General features: G+C 64.2%; 15 protein-coding genes and 2 pseudogenes. 4 read left to right on the top strand and 13 right to left on the bottom strand.

What is annotated here, in order from left to right; genetic code table 11:
- Window positions 1-19 precede the first annotated feature (19 nt).
- A complete protein-coding gene (locus tag E5E97_RS14540; RefSeq protein ID WP_118881389.1) occupies window positions 20-1135 on the bottom strand; it encodes an ATP-NAD kinase family protein in 1116 nt (371 codons plus the stop codon).
- Window positions 1136-1253: 118 nt separating this feature from the next.
- On the opposite strand from E5E97_RS14540, the gene E5E97_RS14535 reads away from it, so the two are divergent.
- The gene (locus tag E5E97_RS14535) at window positions 1254-1988 is read left to right on the top strand and encodes a TerC family protein (RefSeq protein WP_016350476.1); all 735 of its coding nucleotides are present in this window, start codon (window positions 1254-1256) and stop codon (window positions 1986-1988) included.
- A gap of 57 nt (window positions 1989-2045) precedes the next feature.
- On the opposite strand, the gene E5E97_RS14530 is transcribed toward E5E97_RS14535, so the two are convergent.
- The 12 genes and pseudogenes from E5E97_RS14530 to pspA form a co-directional block, all read right to left on the bottom strand.
- Entirely contained in the window at window positions 2046-2534 is a 489-nt protein-coding gene (locus tag E5E97_RS14530) for an OmpA family protein (RefSeq protein WP_044799830.1), read from the bottom strand.
- Between the two features lie 2 nt (window positions 2535-2536).
- A pseudogene (locus E5E97_RS14525) lies at window positions 2537-3803 on the bottom strand (diguanylate cyclase).
- Complete coding sequence (locus E5E97_RS14520; protein ID WP_162901959.1) at window positions 3800-4381, bottom strand: YfiR family protein; 582 nt, start codon at window positions 4379-4381, stop codon at window positions 3800-3802. The pseudogene E5E97_RS14525 and the gene E5E97_RS14520 overlap by 4 nt, the downstream one beginning before the upstream one ends.
- Window positions 4382-4546: 165 nt before the next feature.
- Window positions 4547-6094: a transcriptional regulator TyrR gene (gene tyrR / locus E5E97_RS14515; RefSeq protein WP_016350472.1), complete on the bottom strand. Its 1548-nt coding sequence runs from the start codon at window positions 6092-6094 to the stop codon at window positions 4547-4549.
- 134 nt (window positions 6095-6228) lie between these two features.
- A pseudogene (locus tag E5E97_RS14510) lies at window positions 6229-6318 on the bottom strand (4a-hydroxytetrahydrobiopterin dehydratase); the annotation flags it as partial.
- Between the two features lie 31 nt (window positions 6319-6349).
- Window positions 6350-6688, bottom strand: coding sequence for a 4a-hydroxytetrahydrobiopterin dehydratase (locus E5E97_RS14505; RefSeq protein WP_005300093.1), 339 nt, complete (start codon window positions 6686-6688; stop codon window positions 6350-6352).
- 54 nt (window positions 6689-6742) lie between these two features.
- Window positions 6743-7537: a phenylalanine 4-monooxygenase gene (gene phhA / locus E5E97_RS14500; protein ID WP_060389645.1), complete on the bottom strand. Its 795-nt coding sequence runs from the start codon at window positions 7535-7537 to the stop codon at window positions 6743-6745.
- Between the two features lie 172 nt (window positions 7538-7709).
- Window positions 7710-8741, bottom strand: coding sequence for a YcjF family protein (locus E5E97_RS14495; protein WP_171280467.1), 1032 nt, complete (start codon window positions 8739-8741; stop codon window positions 7710-7712).
- Between the two features lie 66 nt (window positions 8742-8807).
- Window positions 8808-10214, bottom strand: coding sequence for a YcjX family protein (locus tag E5E97_RS14490; protein ID WP_171280466.1), 1407 nt, complete (start codon window positions 10212-10214; stop codon window positions 8808-8810).
- Window positions 10215-10345: 131 nt separating this feature from the next.
- Window positions 10346-10750: an envelope stress response membrane protein PspC gene (pspC, locus tag E5E97_RS14485; protein ID WP_162516610.1), complete on the bottom strand. Its 405-nt coding sequence runs from the start codon at window positions 10748-10750 to the stop codon at window positions 10346-10348.
- Window positions 10751-10856: 106 nt separating this feature from the next.
- Window positions 10857-11093: an envelope stress response membrane protein PspB gene (gene pspB, locus E5E97_RS14480; protein ID WP_005300084.1), complete on the bottom strand. Its 237-nt coding sequence runs from the start codon at window positions 11091-11093 to the stop codon at window positions 10857-10859.
- A 3-nt stretch (window positions 11094-11096) separates the two neighbouring features.
- Window positions 11097-11777 (bottom strand): phage shock protein PspA, encoded by a 681-nt coding sequence (gene pspA, locus E5E97_RS14475; protein ID WP_011705754.1) that lies wholly within the window; start codon window positions 11775-11777, stop codon window positions 11097-11099.
- Window positions 11778-11973: 196 nt separating this feature from the next.
- Here pspA and pspF point away from each other — a divergent pair, with 196 nt between their 5' ends.
- The 3 genes from pspF (at window position 11974) to E5E97_RS14460 (ending at window position 15656) form a co-directional block, all read left to right on the top strand.
- On the top strand, window positions 11974-13008 hold the full coding sequence (gene pspF / locus E5E97_RS14470) for a phage shock protein operon transcriptional activator (protein WP_101615139.1): 1035 nt from the start codon (window positions 11974-11976) through the stop codon (window positions 13006-13008).
- A gap of 90 nt (window positions 13009-13098) precedes the next feature.
- A complete protein-coding gene (sapA, locus tag E5E97_RS14465; RefSeq protein WP_171281224.1) occupies window positions 13099-14694 on the top strand; it encodes an ABC transporter substrate-binding protein SapA in 1596 nt (531 codons plus the stop codon).
- Between the two features lie 2 nt (window positions 14695-14696).
- Complete coding sequence (locus E5E97_RS14460; RefSeq protein WP_011705751.1) at window positions 14697-15656, top strand: ABC transporter permease subunit; 960 nt, start codon at window positions 14697-14699, stop codon at window positions 15654-15656.

The raw sequence follows: 15656 nt of genomic DNA, 5'->3' as shown, positions 1-15656 counted from the left end.
CAGCCGCATCCTTGATGTCCTATTCCGGGTTGGCCACCGGGTAGATGACCTGATCCTTGTATCCCGTGGTGATCCGCAGATAACCACTTAACGACCGGTTCAGCGCCGGGTCATCGGTATCCACCAGCAAGGGCCTGCCCGCAAGGGCCGCCAGCTTGGCTTTGGTGGCCAGGACCTGGATCTGGTCCCGCCCGACGGCCCGCAACACCTCTGGACTCAGTTGCTGATTTCCGCGCCCGAACAGATGTCCCTGACCGCCGATCAGGGTAATGATCAGCCGGCAGCGACGGCCACGGATCCGGGTCAGGATCTCGGCGGCGGACAGATCCTGCCCGATAAGCCGGCCATTTTCCACCAGATCCACACCGAGCAGGGTATTTTCGAGGCCGAGCTCCGTCATGCAGGCCGCCACCGTGCTGCCGGAGCCCATCAGATAGAGGGTATCGGGCTCCATCTGCTCGACCACGCCGGCGGCGATGTCCGCCAGCACCAGCTCTTCAGACTCGCGCCCCCCCTGCTTGACCGCCTGCACATAGCGCAGATCGCCGGGCACCTGCAGCTGGCCGTAATGGCGGGCGCGCACCTTGCCGGCGCGAAACGCCTCTTCGTCGATGTCCATCACCTCGGCATCCACCAGACTCAGCAGCTCACCGGTGATCATCCGGGCCGCCACCCGGCCGCTGGCAGCGGGCGTCACCCCATAGACTCCGGAGTGGATCTTGCAGCCGGCCGGAATGCCGAGCACGTGGCACGTATCCCCCACCGCCGCGCAGATGTCCCGCGCGGTGCCGTCACCGCCGGCAAACAGCAGCAGATCGACGCCCGCCTCGCGCATCCGTTCGGCGGCGATACGGGTATCGGCCGCCGTAGTCGCTGCTGCCGCGGGCTGATAAACGATGCGGCAAGGCAGGCCGAGCTCGCCGGCAAGCTCGGCCCCCATCTCGCCCGCCACCGTCAGCAGCTCGAAGCGGTCCGCCAGTTCACACAGCGGTAGCAGCGCCTGACGGGTCCGCTCGCGGGCCTTGGGGACGGCGCCACGGGCCAGCGCCTCGGCCACCATGCCGTCACTGCCCTTGAGTCCGACCGCCCCGCCGATGCCGGCGACCGGATTGATGATGAGTCCTAAACGAAACATATGTCCCTCCCGTTGGATGGCCGCCATTTTTATCTTTTCCTGCCACTGGGACAAGCCATAACCCCCTGTTAGAATGCGCGGCTTCAACCCTCAATCAAAGTTCAACCAAGGTTCAATCATGCTGGAATGGATTGCAGACCCCTCCGCCTGGGTCGCGCTCGCCACCCTGACCCTGCTCGAGATCGTACTGGGCATCGACAACATCATCTTTATCTCCATCCTGGTCGGTCGCCTGCCGGAGGCACAGCGCCAGAAGGCGCGGATCCTGGGGCTGGGTCTCGCCATGGGCACCCGCATCCTGCTGCTGCTCTCCCTGGCCTGGGTGATGCGTCTCACCGAGCCCCTGTTCACCGTACTGGGCGAGGCCATCTCGGGCCGCGATCTCATTCTGCTGCTGGGGGGTCTGTTCCTCATCGGCAAGAGTGCCCACGAGATCCATGCCACCCTGGAGGGGGCCGCCGAGCCTGAGAGCGTGAGCGCCGCCGCGTCCGGCTTCATCAGCACCCTGATCCAGATCGCCATTCTCGACATCGTCTTCAGCCTGGATTCGGTCATCACCGCCGTGGGCATGGCAGATCACGTACCGGTCATGGTGCTGGCCATCATGATCGCCGTCTTCATCATGATGTTCGCCGCCAAGGCCATCGGTGATTTCGTCGACAACCACCCCACCATCAAGATGCTGGCCCTCTCCTTCCTCACCCTGGTCGGTTTCGCACTGATGGCCGAGGGGATGGATCTGCACATTCCGAAGGGCTACATCTACTTCGCCATGGCCTTCTCGCTGACGGTGGAGATGATCAACATCCGCCTGCGCAGTCACCACGACCGCGAAAAGCTCAAGCAGGAATAACTGCGAGCCACAAAAAAGAGCGCCATCAGGCGCTCTTTTTCTATCTACACAACCATGTCATTCATTGCTGATGACAATCGCCACGCGGCGGTTCTCGGCCCGACCGGCAGCCGTCTTGTTGTCGGCGATCGGATCGCGTTCACCACGGCCCCGGATGTCCAGGTTGGCCTGCGGCATACCGACCGATACCAGCACGTCGGCCACCGACTGCGCCCGCTTGTACGAGAGCTGATCGTTATAGTCCGCCGCCCCGTTGGAGTCGGTATGACCATCGATCCGCGCCCGGTTCAAGCCAACCTCCTGCAGGGTCTTGCCCAGTTTTTCCACCACCACACGGGTCTTGGGGGTCAGGGCATCGGCGTTGTTGGCAAACAGCACACGGTTGGAGAAGTCCAGAGTCCAACCCTCATCGGTCAGGCGAAAGCCTTGCTCCTTGAGTACGGCGATCTGCGCTGCGGTCAGGCCGTGGGGGGCGCTTTGGCACCCCGCCAGCACGCTCAACAGCAGGCCGATCAAGCCGGTTTTCATCAGGACATGGATCTTCATTGTTATTTTTCCTCAGCAGAGACATCGAATTCCAGCTGGTCATGGAGCGCACGCTCCCGACGCAGCCGTTTGGCTTGGTACATGGCATGGTCCGCCTGCTGCAGCAGATCGGCGGCGGTCAGCCCCTGATCCGGATACAGCGCGATCCCGATGCTGACGGCAGCCACCAGCTGGCTGCCGTCCCCCAGTACCACGGGGTCTGCCATGGCCTGCTGGATGCGGGTTACCACATCTTCCGCCTCGCCCACCTGGGACAAGGGGGTCAGCAGGATGGCAAACTCGTCGCCCCCAGACGGCATACCAGATCCATCGGCCGCAGCTGATGTTGTACCCGTCTGGCCAGGGCGATCAGCACGTCATCCCCGGCGGCATGGCCCAGGGTGTCGTTAATCTGCTTGAAGCGATCACAATCGAGGTAGAGCAGTGCAAAGCGCTCATCATGCAGCCGGCCGGTGGTCACCGCCTGATCCAGACGAGCCTCAAACAGAGCACGATTGGGCAAGCCGGTCAAGGCGTCATGGGTGGCCTGGTGCAGCAGGCTGGCATTCTCCCGTCGCTGGTGAGCCTGCCAGGCTTCCAGTTCGTCGAGCAGGGAGTTGAAATCCTGGCCGAGCGCGTGCAGCTCGGCGATGTTGGCCTCGGGCACCCGCATGGCGAGGATCCGCTGGCGGCTGACGCTGTGGGCCACCTGGGCCAGATCCTTGAGCGGCGCGGTGAGGGAGTTTTGCATCCGGCGCGCCACGTAGAGCGCCCCCAGGGTGCTGAGCACCAGGCAGAGCAGCATGGCCAGCAGGGTCTGCAACAGGAACAGCAGCAGATATTGACCGTGCCCCACCAGATGAATGCGGGCGATCTCCACCCCGCCCCGCAGCATGGGCTGATCCACCGGCCCCGGCAGAATGAGCCGCGCCAGATACTGCTCAAGACCAGACCAGGGGGTGCTCATGGCCCGGCTCCAGCTGGCCAGCAGCTGGCCGCTCGGCAGATAGATACTGGCCCGCGCCACATCCTCGTGGGTGGTGATGGCCTGCAGCGCCTCGCGGGCCGCCTCTTCGTCGTGGAACACCACGGCCGCTTCGCTGGTGTAGCTGATGGCCCGAGCCACCAACTCCAGGTTGTGATCCGCATAGAGCCGCAGCGCCAGCAGGGCGATGCCGGTCAGCAGCACACCGGCCATGCAGACCGCCGTCAGGGACGTCACCAGGTGGGTGCGTCCCAGACTCTGTCGCAAGGTGAGGCGCTGGTTGGGGGGCGGAACAAACCGATCATGAGCCCCCCTCATCGGCCTTGGCCAGCTTGAGCACGGCGGGATGCACTCGCACCCCGCTCCTGGCCAGGGCATCCAGATTGACCCGAAAACGGATCCGCTCCTTGCCGATCTGCAGGCAGAAGACCGAGTCCGCCACGCACTCGGTGCTGTGTTCGCTGATGCTGAGAATCGGGTAGCCGCGTAGCCGCTCGAACAGCGGCAGCCGCCGCTCGGGGGACAACACCCCCAGATAGAGCACGTCACACTGGGGGCCGATCGCCTTGTCATCGACGTCGTAGCGATGGACGCTGACCGGCCGGCCGTTGGCCTGCTGCTTGATGGAGAAGAGCGCGGTGGCATACTCCGTCGGCGCCGCCACGCACAGGCGCAGCTCGCTCGGCTCGGTCGGCCAGCGGGTGTAGCTGAGAATGTCGAGCACGGTCTGGCGCACCTGCTCGGCTCGCAGCTCGGCCGAGGTCAGGGGGAGTGGCTCGGTGGAGAGGGCCAGCGTGCAAACCAGCGGCGCCAACCACGCCAGGATCCGGATCAGTGAAAAAGAGTGCATCGTGCCTGCGCTTAAGCCCACATCAGCACCCATGAAGGGCGGTTGCCCGCGAGGGGTGAGCCGGATGGAAATAGTATTGAACTTGTCAGCAGCATGACAAGGCGCAGCCGACAGAGCAAGGGGCTGACCGGGCCGGCATCACAATAATGACGAGGGCCCACCCGTGCGTGAGCCCTGCAATAAAGTGCATTCATGGGGTTACTTCTTGTTGATCCCGTATTCCCGCAACTTGTTGGCGATGGCGGTGTGCGACACGCCCAGCCGTTTGGCCAGCTGGCGGGTGGAGGGAAACGCCGGGTAGAGCCGCTCCAGCAGCCGGCTCTCGAAGCGCTTCACCGCCTCGTCCAGTCCCCCTTCGAACCACTCGTCGATGAGCGGCATGGCGTCGGCCGCCACCGGCAGATCCACGTGTTCAGGGCCGATCTCGTCCCCTTCCAGCAATGTCATGGCACGGTAGAGGCAGTTGCGCAGCTGGCGCACGTTGCCCGGCCAGCGGTAGGCGGTCAGGTACTCGGCCATGTTGCGGGTAAAGCGCGGGCGCGGACGCTGCAGTTCGCTGGCAAAGCGGGAGACGAACTGCTGGGCCAGCGCCATGATGTCGGCCTTGCGCTCGCGCAGCGGCGGCAGCGCCAGGCTCAGCACGTTGAGGCGATAGTAGAGGTCTTCCCGGAACTTGCCCTCGTGCACCAGATCCAGCAGCTGCTTCTGGGTGGTGCAGATGAAGCGCACGTTGACCTTCACCTCCTGCTCGTCACCGACCCGGCGGAACACGCCATCCTGCAGCACCCGCAGGAACTTGGTCTGCAGATGGGGGGACATGTCGCCGATCTCGTCCAGCATCAGGGTGCCGCCGCTCGCCAGCTCCAGTACCCCGCGCTTGCCCTCGGTGTTATTGCCAAAGGCGCCGGGGGCGTAACCGAACAGCTCGCTCTCGGCCACGTTGTCCGGCATGGCCGCACAGTTCAGCGCCATGAAGGGGTGGCTGGAGCGCAGGCTGGCACCGTGGCAGGCGCGGGCCAGCAGCTCCTTGCCGGTGCCGGTTTCGCCGACGATGAGCAGCGGCGCATCCTGCATCGCCAGCTTGCTCGCCTGGGCCAGCACCTGTTTCATCTTCTGGCTCTCGGCCTGCAGGTGTTCAAAGCCCCCCACTTCCACCGCGTGCAGCGCACTGAAGTGCATGCCGACCCGGCGGGCGGATTTGAGCACCACCACGGCGCCGGCCAGGGCCTGTCTGCCCTTCTCTTCGGCCACGAACAGCGGCATCAGATCCGCCAGATACTCTTCGCCATTAATGCTGAGCTTGCAGGTCTGCGGCCGGATCTCGCTCGCTTCCAGCCAGCGGCTGAAAGAGAAACCCTTGACCAGGGATCCGAGCGCCGCGCCGCGTACCTCCTCCACCGGCAGGGCCAGGGTGGTGAGGGCGGACTGGTTGGCCTGGGTCACCTTGCCCTTGGCATCGAGGGAGAAGACCAGATCCGGCAGCGCCTTGAGCAGCGCCTCAATCTCGTGGTGCTCGCGCTCGGAGGGCATGTAGGGGATGGTCTTGACGTCATAGACCCCGGGAATGCGGCGGATCTCCGGCATCAGGTGCTGGAAATCACGAAACTCCAGCTCGGGAAAGTTGAGATAGATGATGCCTGAGGTATCGATTTCGATGCCGCGCAGATCGATGTTGTGCTCCACCAGACGGTCGAGCAGTTCCCGGGTCAGGCCCAGGCGGTCTTCACAGCTGACTTCAAGACGCATTCGGGACACACTTCCTAGCTAACTCTATGAATGACCGGATAATACAGACTCGATCCCGCCAGTGCGAGCGCCAGCCCATAAAAATGCGGGCCCGCCCCGTTTTCACCGGGCAGGCCCGCGCCATCCACAGACGTTTATTTGAGCAGCTGGTCGGTGCGCGCCGCCATGATGAAGTCATTGCGGTGCAAGCCACCTATCTTGTGGGCCCACCAGCTGACGGTCACCATATCACCCACTCGATGAGTGAGGACGTCTTCACTTCAGCAGCTCATCCGTACGCGCCGCCATGATGAAGTCGTTGCGATGCAAGCCGCCTATCTTGTGGGTCCACCAGCTGACGGTCACCTTCCCCCATTCGGTCAGGATTGCCGGATGATGAAACTCCGCCTCCGCCAGTTCACCCAGCCGGTTGGTGAAGGCGAGCGCCTCCTTGAAGTTGCGAAAAGTGAATTCGCGCCGCAGTTGCAGCTCACCTTTTACCACCAGCGGCTGCCAGTCGGGGATGAGGCGCATCAGTTCGCTCAGCTCCTGCTCGCTCACCTTGGGAGCATCGGCGCGGCACGCTTCACACTGCTGGCTGGCCAGTTCGGACATGGGACTCTCCTTGTGTATCGATGAAAAGGGGGTAATCAAACACCGGCGGGCGGCTCAGCTTGCCTGCTTGCCGCCAGCCGGTGCAAAGCGGGGGGGACGCAGCCCCAGACGGCGCGCCTCGGCCACCATAGCCATGATGTCCTGCTCCGCCAGACGATAGAGCTCGCCAAGCTCGGGCAGCACGAAATAGGTGGGCTGCATGATGTCGATGCGATACGGGGTGCGCAGCACCTCGATGGGATCAAAGGGCTGCAGCACGGGTTGGCCGCCAAGGGCATAAGCGGTCTCGCCGATGGAGGAGAGAATGCCGCCGCCATAGATGCGCAGCCCCTTTGCCGTAGCCAGCAGGCCAAACTCCACCGTGAACCAGTAGAGCCGTGCCAGAAAGACCCGCTCCTCCTTGCCGGCCCGCAGACCAAGCTGGCCGTAGACATGGGTGAAGTGGGCAAAGGCAGGATTGGTCAGCATGGCGCAGTGGCCGAAGATCTCGTGGAAGATGTCGGGCTCCTGCAGGTAGTCGAGCTCGTCCCGACGGCGAATGAAGGTGGCCACCGGAAACTGGCGGTTGGCCAGCAGGGCAAAGAAGCGGTCAAAGGAGATGAGCGCCGGCACTGCCGCCACCGACCAGCCGGTGGCCGGTTGCAGCACGGCGTTGATCTGGGCCAGCTGGGGGATCCGATCCCGGGGCAGGTCGAGCCGCGCCAGCCCGGCCTGGTACTCGTCACAGGCCTTGCCCTCGAGCGCCGCCAGCTGGCGCGCGATCAGGATCTGCCAGGTGCCGTGCTCCTCGTCCGAGTAGTGGATCGTGCCCGCTTCATCCGGCTGGTGAGCAGTGTAGAGACTTGCCATGGGTGACTCCATCCTCTGGGTTGCGACCCGCCATCCGGGCGGTCAGGCGCCATTGGCGCGATGAGATCACTGTAACGGTTTGCCCCTCAAAAAAGCAGCCGACCCAAGGGTCGGCTGCGACGGATAATTGTAAATAATTTGTGACAACCACAATCGAGCCCTGGCCGGCCGCTCACCCCTTGTTGAGGTAGCCTGCCAGCTGACCGATCAGCCGCTTACGCAGCTCGCCGAGCCTGGGTTTCTCATCTGCGCACCAGGGCAGCGGGCGGCACGCCTCTATGGTGCTCAGGCCGAGGCGAGCGGTGAGCAGCCCGGCCCCTACCCCTTGGGCGGCGCGGGCGGAGAGCTTGGCGGTGAGCTCGGCCCCCAGCAAGTCCATCCCCACCTCGGTCACCAGCTCGGTGGCGCCGGCGTAGAGCATGTTGCGAAACACCTGACGAATGAGGCGAATGCGGCTCCAGTAGCCGAGCTCGATGGCATAGACATCGGCGATATCCTCGATCATCCGCAGGTTGCGCCACAGCATCAGCATCATGTCGACGGTGGCGAGCGGGCTCAGGGCCACCAGCACGGCGGCCTCCCCCGACCATTTGGCCACCCGCGCCTGGGCCAGCTTGTCGCGCTCGCCGAGTACCAGCTGGCTGTAGAGAGTCAACACCTCCCGATCGCTGTGGCTCTCGTCGAGCTGGGCCAGCCAGGTCTGATACCCTTCGCGCCTCTTGTCACCGCTACGCTCGGCCAGCCCTTCGCAGAACACCTGGCCCTGGCCGACCCCCTGATGGGCCAGCAGATCTTCGGCCCGCGAGCGCACATCCTGGCGCCGCTTGAGGGTGCGCAGCCGCAGCCACTCGCGCCCCACCACGCCAGCGGTACCCGCCGCCACCAGCGCCGAAGCCACCAGCCAGGCGCCGCCCCAGAGCGGGGTGGTGAGAAACTGGTCGTAAAGGAAAGCGCCGTACTGACCCAGGGAGAGCACACCGACCGCTCCCAGCCCCCATGCCAGCAGCCGATGACGGCGGCGCGGCTTGATGACGAGGGCGCTCTCCACCTCGGTGAGCTCTTCCAGCTCATCGAGGCGCTCGAAGCTCGCCTCCTCCAGCCGCTGGGCCGGCGCCGGCGCCCGCTCCTTCTCGGCTGTCGTCAACGCGGGCTCCAGGATCACCTTGCCCTGCAGCGGTGGCCGCTCTTTTATCTGATCGTTCATCGCCTTGTTCTCCTGAAAACAGTCTCCCGGGTACGGCGCAGGCAACAAACCCGTGCCGCACACCGGTTATTCGAGGTGATCCCCGAGCAGAAACTCCAGCGCCGCATCGAGCCGGATATGGGGCAGCGCCTGATGGGGGCTCATGGGCAGCGGGCGAAATGCCTGAAAATCAAAGCCCTGATTGTTCCACCACTGGGCGGGGGGAATATGGGACGGCACCTCGCCCGGAAACAGCAGCAGCGGCTCACCCGCAATACTGGTGCCACGGATGGCGGGGAACTCGCGGCCATCAGCCACCCCCTTGCCCACCTCGGTCGCCTTGATGGCGGCCAGCGCCAGACACTCGGTAGCAATCCCCTCAAAACGGGCCTGACCGCGGCCGCTGCGCACCAGATGCTGCAGCAGGGAAACCATGGGGCCGTGCTGCTCCGGGGTGACGTGATCGGCCTTGCTCGCCACGAACAGCAGCTTGTCGATGCGCGGCGAGAAGAGCCGCCGCCACCAGTTGCTCTTGCCGTAGGCAAAGCTCTCCATGATGCGGGCAATGGCCTGCTGCATGTCGCCAAAGCTGGCCGCGCCAGCGTTGAGGGGCTGCAGGCAATCCACCAGCACGATCTGGCGATCGAAACCGGCAAAGTGCTGCTCATAAAAACCCTGCACCAGGTGCTGTTTGTACTGCTCGAAGCGCTGCTTGAGGGTGGCGTAGAGGGTGCCTTCGGCGGGCTCGCCGGCGGGCATCTCCCACACCCAGGGGACAAATTGCAGCATGGGGGCGCCGGCATACTCTCCCGGCAACACGAAGCGACCGGGCTGGATCAGGTGCAATCCCAACTCTTGTTTGCAGGCATGCAGGTAGTCGGTGTAGCGCTCGGCGAGCTGGGCCACCGGCCGCTCCTCGAAGCCCTGATCCGCCTGCCACTCTGGCGCCAGCCAGCCGGCGGCAAGGGTCTGCAGCTCGGGGCGGCGCAGCTGCTCGCGCACCTGCTCGCTCCACTGCTCGTAGCTCATCTCCAGCAGCGGCAAGTCGAGCAGCCACTCCCCGGGGTAGTCCACCAGATCCACATAGAGGGTGGAGATCTCCCCCAGATGCTTGCGCAGAGGATGGCGAGTGCGATAGCGAATTTCGAGGCGCACCTCGGCCACCCCGCGAGTGGGCTCGGGCCAGGCCGGCGGATCGCCAAACAGGGCATCGAGGCTGCGTTCGTAGGCAAAGGTGGGAATGTGGGCATTTTGCTGGGGCACCCGGCGGGTGCCGAGGATGCGCCCCTGGCGCAGGGCATCCCACAGGGGCAGGCGACCGTCGATGGCCGCGTGTTCCAGCTGATTGACCAGCGCCGTGATGAAGGCCGTCTTGCCGCTGCGAGAGAGGCCGGTGACCGCCAGCCGGATGTGGCGATCCCGTACCCGGTTGACCACGTCGTTCGCCTTGTGCTGCAGGCGATTGAACTGCTGTTCCAGTTTATTGAGTATCAAGGCTTGTCCTGTTCTCCCGTCCATCCAGAGCGAAGGGGATGGCCGCTGCCGCCCCCGCGCCATGGCCCCCTGGCGCGGTGCCCGCCATCAAAGGCCGGCCCGCGCCGACGGGGCCATGGCATCGCTCGGGGTTACAAGTTGCGAAACTCCCGCTGCAGGGTGAACTCCTTGGAGGTCACCAGCTTCTCGATGCGCTGCAATCTGGGCTCCAGCCCATCCAGCTCCTGGCCGATGCGGACAAGGGCCTGATGGGGCGTGACGCCCGCCTGCCAGCTGCGCGCCTTCATCCGCACCTCGGCAAAGTCGGCATCCTCCTGGGCGTAGAGGGTGACTGGCTTCTTGTCGAGCAGAAACCAGGCGGCGACGTAGGCGGTGAAGGTGATGAAACCGGCGAAGATGAGGCCGCTGATGGCCAACAGCCGCACGATCCAGGTCTCCACCCCGAAGTACTCTGCCAGACCGGCACAGACCCCGGCTATCTTGCCGCGCTGGGGGTCACGATAGAGGTTGCGCCCTTCACGACTGATGCTGCTCATACCTTGTTCCTCCAGCCCGGGACTTCCGCATCCAGAATCGACTCCAATACGGTGCCGACCAGCTCCGGCTTTCCACAACGGTCATGACATCTCTCATTGAAAACCGTCATACCTTGTTTCTCCAACCAGGAACCTCGGCATCCAGAATCGATTCAAGCGCGCCCACCCGCTCCTGCATCTTCTCGGCACGCACCAGCAGCCCCTGCAGCTGTTCACGCTCGCCATCGGCAAGACCGGCGCCAATGCGTCCCTTGGCGCGGTAGTGCAGCACCAGCCAGATGGGGGCCACCACCACCATGAAGACCACCATGGGAACCATCAATACACCCAGCAGATCTTCCATCTGTTACTCTCCCTGTTTTGGCGTGGTATCGCCTTGGCCCAGCTTCTGGCGCATGGCCTCGAGCTCTTTGCTTATCTGATCGTCGGCTTCCAGTTCGGCAAACTGCTGGGCCAGCGCCTTGTCGGACTGTCCCAGATCGGCGCGGGCCTCCATCTCGTCAATGCGGCGCTCCATGCGCTCGAACTTGCTCACCACCGCCTGGCTGTCGCCACGGGCGACCTGGCTCTGCACGTTGAGACGGCTGCTGGCCGCTTCGCTGCGAATGGCCATCGCCTTCTGGCGGGCACGGGCGTCTTCCAGCTTGGCTTCCAGCTGACGGATCTCTTCCCCCAGCTTGGCGATGCCGCTGTCCACCGCCTGCTGCTCGCGCTCGAGGCCGTCGGCCAGCTCGGCCTGCTTCTTCTTCTCGATAAGCGCCGCGCGGGCCAAGTCTTCCCGTCCCTTGCTCAGGGCCAGCTCGGCCTTGCCCTGCCACTCGGCAACCCGCTCCTGATGGCGGCTGACCTGGCGGCCGATCTCTTTCTGGTTGGCGAGGAAGCGGGCCAGATTGGAGCGCTCCTTCACCAGCTCGTCTTCCATCTCCTGGATGATCAGGCGCACCATCTTCTGGGGATCTTCTGCCTTGTCGAGCAGGGCCGTCAGGTTGGAATTGATGATGTCGGCCAGGCGGGAAAAAATACTCATGATTGTACTCCTGTGGTTGGCATACGTTGTTTCTCCATTGACAATGGCAACTTGTGTGCCAATCTGGAACAGAATTTAACTTGTTGATTTATATGGGGCAGATAAGTCGAGTTTCAAGATGCACCACACAAGTAATGATTAGAATCACCAACTTTTGGTAAGATTGACCAGCTTTCAACGATTCACGGGGATGACTATGACCACGGCCACGGAAAGCCTGTTGGGAGAATCCAACGCATTTCTCGAGATCATTGAGCAAGCCTCCCGCCTGGCGCCGCTGCGCAAACCCGTGCTGATCATCGGCGAACGGGGGACCGGCAAGGAACTCATCGCCCACCGCCTACATTATCTCTCGGCGCGCTGGGATCAAAGCTTTGTCACCGTCAACTGCGCCACCTTGAGCGAGAGTCTGCTGGAGACCGAGCTGTTCGGCCACGAGGCGGGCTCCTTCACCGGCGCCGCCAAACGCCACCAGGGCCGCTTCGAGCGGGCCGACGGAGGCACCCTGTTTCTCGACGAACTGGCCACCACCAGCGCGCGGGTGCAGGAAAAACTGCTGCGGGTGATCGAGTACGGCGAGTTCGAGCGGGTGGGCGGTGCCAAGGCCCTCAAGGTGGATGTGCGGCTGGTGTGCGCCACCAACGAGGATCTGCCGGCGCTGGCCGACAAGGGGCAGTTTCGCCACGACCTGCTCGACCGGCTCGCCTTCGACGTCATCACCCTGCCCCCCCTGCGGGAGCGGCGCGAAGATATTCTGATGCTGGCGGAGCACTTCGCCCACGGCATGACCCGGGAGCTCGGCTATCCGCTGTTTGCCGGTTTCTCGCGCAAGGCGACCCAGTTGCTGCTGGATTACCCCTGGCCCGGCAACGTGCGGGAGCTGAAAAACGTGGTGGAGCGCAGCATCTACCGCCAGGGCAACCCCCAGTTGCCGCTGGCCGAGCTGGTGCTCAACCCGTTCGATTCCCCCTGGCGCCCCCGGGCCCAGGCGGCGGTCACGACCACTGTCCAGCTGGAACAGACGCCAGCGGTGGCACCGGACTCCCCCGCCCTGCCGCTGGATCTCAAACAGGCGGTGGCGGGCTACGAGATTAATTTACTCAAGCAAGCACTGCAGCAATCCCAGTATAATCAGCGCAAAGCCGCCCAACTGCTGGCCCTGAGCTATCACCAGTTCCGCGGCATGCTGCGCAAATACCAGCTGCTGGACAGTGACAACGATGCGGATTAATCACCCGGGCAGCCTGCCCCAGAGCGGCACCCACCCCTTGCCGGCCCCGTCGCCGGCAACTTCGTATAAAAACATGGTTCGACAATGAGAATGCTCAAACCCTTGCTGCTTGGAATGCTGGTGCTGCTCACCGGTTGTCAGAAACAAGACGACGCGTCCAGGACGGGACTCATCTATTGTGCCGAAGGCTCGCCCCAGACCTTCAATCCCCAGGTCTCCAATTCCGGGGTGACCCTGGATGCCAGCTCGCGCCCGCTCTACGACCGACTGCTGGAGGTGAACCCCAACACCCTGGCGCTGGAGGGAGGGCTCGCCACCCGCTGGAGCACCAGCGAAGACGGCCTCTTCTATACCCTGACCCTGCGCAAGGGCGTCACCTTTCACCACACGCCCTGGTTCAACCCCTCGCGCCCCCTCAACGCCGACGACGTGGTGTTCACCTGGCGGCGGCTGCTCGACAAGCAGCACCCCTATCACGACGTCTCCGGCGGCGAATACCCCTACTTCTACAGCCTGGGGCTGGATCAGCTGATCAAGCGGGTCTACAAGAAGGGCACCGATCAGGTGGTATTCGAGCTGAACCGGCCGGATGCCTCCTTCCTCGCCACCCTGGCCAGCGACTACGCCATCGTGCTCTCCGCCGAGTATGCCGGGCAGCTGCAAAAGGCCGGTACCCCGGGGCTCATCGACAGCCGCCCGGTGGGCACCGGGCCGTTCAGCTTCAAGGAGTATCGTCACAACGAATACGTGCGCTACCTGCGCCACCCCGGTTACTGGGGCGGCGAGGCCAAGATTGAGCAGCTCATCTACGACATCACCCCCAAATCGTCCAAGCGGCTGGCCAAGCTGCTGACCGGCGAGTGCGACGTAATGAGCACCCCGGCCGCCAGCCAGCTGTCGGTGATCGACCAGGATCCCGACCTCAGCCTGGCGGTGCAGTCCGGCATGAACGTCGCCTTCCTCGCCCTCAATACCCGCAAGGCACCGTTCAACAAGGTGCAGGTGCGCCAGGCCATCGCCAGCGCCATCAACATCGACAACCTGCTGCAGGCGGTCTATTTCGAGACGGGCCAGCCCGCCAACAGCCTGCTGCCGCCGCTCTCCTGGGGTTACAACCCCTCCCTGCCGATGCGCCAGCCGGACCTCAAGCGGGCGCGCCAGCTGCTCAAGGAGGCACGACTGGAGCAAGGGTTCGAGATGCAAGTGCTGGTGCAGCCGGGCTCGCGCGCCTACAACCCGGATGCCCTCAAAACCGCCCAGCTGATGCGAAGCGATCTGGCCAAGGTCGGCATCAAGCTCAAAATCGTGCAGCAGGAGTGGCCGGTCATCGAGGCCCGCCTCGCCCAGGGCCAGTACGACAGCCTGCTCAGCGGCTGGATTGCCGACAACGCCGACCCGGACAACTTCTTTCGCCAGCTGCTGAGCTGCGCCGCCGTCGAGCGCGGCAACAACTACAGCCGCTGGTGCAGCCCGGCGTTTGATCAGCTGCTGGACGATGCGGTGACCACGCCCCAGCTGGCATTCAGGCTGCGCAACTACTACTACGCCCAGACCCTGCTCAACGAGCAGATGCCGCTCATTCCGCTGGCCCATGCCCTGCGCACTCAGGTCAGCCGCAGCGACATCGAGGGGCTCTCCCTGATGCCCTTTGGCGGCACCGTCTTCAACCAGGCCTATCGGGAGTAAGCATGTTTCTCTATATCCTGCGTCGCATCAATCTGCTGCTCATCACCCTGCTGGCGCTGACCTTCGTCGCCTACCTGCTGGACGTGCGCCTCATCGGCCAGCAGGCCAGCTTCTGGAGCGGCTACCCCGACTTCCTGCGCCGCATTCTGGACGGGGATCTGGGGCTCTCCAGCGTCTCCGGCCTGCCGGTGCTGGACGAGATCCGTCACTACTTCCCCGCCACCCTGATCCTCTGCGTGGCGGCCTTCGCCATCTCGCTGCTGGTGGGCATTCCACTCGGCACCCTGGCGGCCCTCTCTCAGGGCAAGCCGCTCGATCTCACCATCATGACCGCCGGCCTCATCGGCTACGCGGTGCCGGTGTTCTGGCTGGCGCTGCTGGTGGTGATGTTCTTCTCGCTGGATCTGGGTTGGCTGCCCGCCTCCGGCCAGATCAGCCTGCTCTATGACGTGCCCTCCATCACCGGCATCGCCCTCATCGACGTGCTGATGAGTCACGAGCCCTGGCGCCAGGCCGCCCTGCACGACGCCCTGCGCCACCTGATCCTGCCCTCGCTGGTGCTGGCGGTGGTGCCCACCACCGAGGTGATCCGCCACGTGCGCAGCTCCCTCATCGACGTGATGAAGCAGAACTACATCAAGGCGGCGGCCAGCCGCGGCCTCTCCCGTCGCCAGATCGTCTGGCGTCACGGCCTCAAGAACGCCCTGCCGCCGGTGCTGCCGCTGCTGGGCCTGCAGCTGGGCAGCGTGCTCACCTCCGCCATGATCACCGAGGTGGTGTTCGAGTGGCACGGCATCGGCCGCTGGCTCATCAACAGCATCGCCCTGCAGGATTACGCCGCCATCCGCGGTGCCACCCTGGTGGTGGCCAGCTTCGTCATCTTCATCAGCGTCAGCACCGAGCTGCTCACCACCATCATCTACCCGGCGCGGCGCAAAGAACTCTATGCAAAACAAGACTGA

Source organism: Aeromonas sp. 2692-1, assembly GCF_013085505.1.
In the GTDB taxonomy this organism is placed as follows: Bacteria; Pseudomonadota; Gammaproteobacteria; order Enterobacterales; family Aeromonadaceae; genus Aeromonas; species Aeromonas hydrophila.
Note: the sequence above shows the minus strand (reverse complement) of the source record. Positions and strands in the feature narration are given on the sequence as shown.

Bases quoted from the DNA above. Each gene is read 5' to 3' on its own strand.
- E5E97_RS14540 (WP_118881389.1), bottom strand. From the start codon at position 1,135: ATGTTTCGTTTAGGACTCATCATCAATCCGGTCGCCGGCATCGGCGGG.
- E5E97_RS14495 (WP_171280467.1), bottom strand. From the start codon at position 8,741: ATGAACGATCAGATAAAAGAGCGGCCACCGCTGCAGGGCAAGGTGATC.
- tyrR (WP_016350472.1), bottom strand. From the start codon at position 6,094: ATGCGTCTTGAAGTCAGCTGTGAAGACCGCCTGGGCCTGACCCGGGAA.
- sapA (WP_171281224.1), top strand. From the start codon at position 13,099: ATGCTCAAACCCTTGCTGCTTGGAATGCTGGTGCTGCTCACCGGTTGT.
- E5E97_RS14520 (WP_162901959.1), bottom strand. From the start codon at position 4,381: ATGGGTGCTGATGTGGGCTTAAGCGCAGGCACGATGCACTCTTTTTCA.
- phhA (WP_060389645.1), bottom strand. From the start codon at position 7,537: ATGGCAAGTCTCTACACTGCTCACCAGCCGGATGAAGCGGGCACGATC.
- pspC (WP_162516610.1), bottom strand. From the start codon at position 10,750: ATGAGCAGCATCAGTCGTGAAGGGCGCAACCTCTATCGTGACCCCCAG.
- E5E97_RS14505 (WP_005300093.1), bottom strand. From the start codon at position 6,688: ATGTCCGAACTGGCCAGCCAGCAGTGTGAAGCGTGCCGCGCCGATGCT.
- E5E97_RS14535 (WP_016350476.1), top strand. From the start codon at position 1,254: ATGCTGGAATGGATTGCAGACCCCTCCGCCTGGGTCGCGCTCGCCACC.
- pspA (WP_011705754.1), bottom strand. From the start codon at position 11,777: ATGAGTATTTTTTCCCGCCTGGCCGACATCATCAATTCCAACCTGACG.
- E5E97_RS14530 (WP_044799830.1), bottom strand. From the start codon at position 2,534: ATGAAGATCCATGTCCTGATGAAAACCGGCTTGATCGGCCTGCTGTTG.
- pspF (WP_101615139.1), top strand. From the start codon at position 11,974: ATGACCACGGCCACGGAAAGCCTGTTGGGAGAATCCAACGCATTTCTC.
- E5E97_RS14460 (WP_011705751.1), top strand. From the start codon at position 14,697: ATGTTTCTCTATATCCTGCGTCGCATCAATCTGCTGCTCATCACCCTG.
- pspB (WP_005300084.1), bottom strand. From the start codon at position 11,093: ATGGAAGATCTGCTGGGTGTATTGATGGTTCCCATGGTGGTCTTCATG.